This window comes from Candidatus Symbiopectobacterium sp. NZEC135 (assembly GCF_025962695.1).
In genome coordinates, this window is record NZ_JAGFPF010001109.1 from 1 (window position 1) to 714 (window position 714).

Annotated in this window: 2 protein-coding genes; both read right to left on the bottom strand. The window is 50.6% G+C overall.

Going from position 1 to position 714, the window contains the following annotated elements:
- Nucleotides 1-438 (bottom strand): GNAT family N-acetyltransferase (locus J5224_RS32750; RefSeq protein ID WP_264629090.1); only part of this gene is annotated, 438 nt, incomplete at its 3' end.
- Nucleotides 439-484: 46 nt separating this feature from the next.
- A partial coding sequence (locus J5224_RS32755) for a hypothetical protein (RefSeq protein WP_264629091.1) occupies nucleotides 485-714 on the bottom strand: 230 nt, incomplete at its 5' end.

Below are 714 nucleotides of genomic sequence, written 5' to 3' on the forward strand. Positions count from 1 at the left end.
CCCTTCGCGACGCATATGAAGACGTTCGCAAAGCCGCTGAGAGGCGAGATTGTAGTCCTCAACGTAGGCGTACAGGCGCCGAGCTTCTTTTTCAGTAAACAAGTACTGAAACAGCGCGGAGACAGATTCCGTCGCAAAGCCCTGTCCCTCATAATGGTGGTTAAAATGCCAGCCAACTGACCAGGTATTGCTGTTCGGCTCTTCTCTGTTATCGGCAAACAGATGCCCGATCAATGTGTCATTCTCTTTGAGGCACACGGCAAACTGGCTGGGATCAGCGGCTCTTCTGGTAACCTCTTCCCGAGCTTCTGCGAGTGAGCTCAGCTTTTCATCCTGAAAACAGGGAGTGCGCGGCGAAGACAGGTAGTCTAGCAGTGACAGGGCATCTTTTTCCCTGAAAGAACGAATGACAAGTCTTGGCGTGGTGACTACGATCATGATGTGGTGGGCCAATAAGATGAATGTGTACCTATTCTACCATTCGTCAACGATACACGCCCAAAATCTTCCAAAAAAACACATCTAAGCTATTGATAAAAATGGATAGTAACGATTGACTATGCGGACATTGCTGATAATGCCCATCCGCCTTGCTGGCCTGGCAACGGGCGCAGTGCGGTGATGGGCCCAGCATTGACAGAGAGGGTCGCCAGTCATTACTCTTTTGCCGCAGCTTCATGGTGTAAACCCGGAAACCATCCGATACGGAAGGGA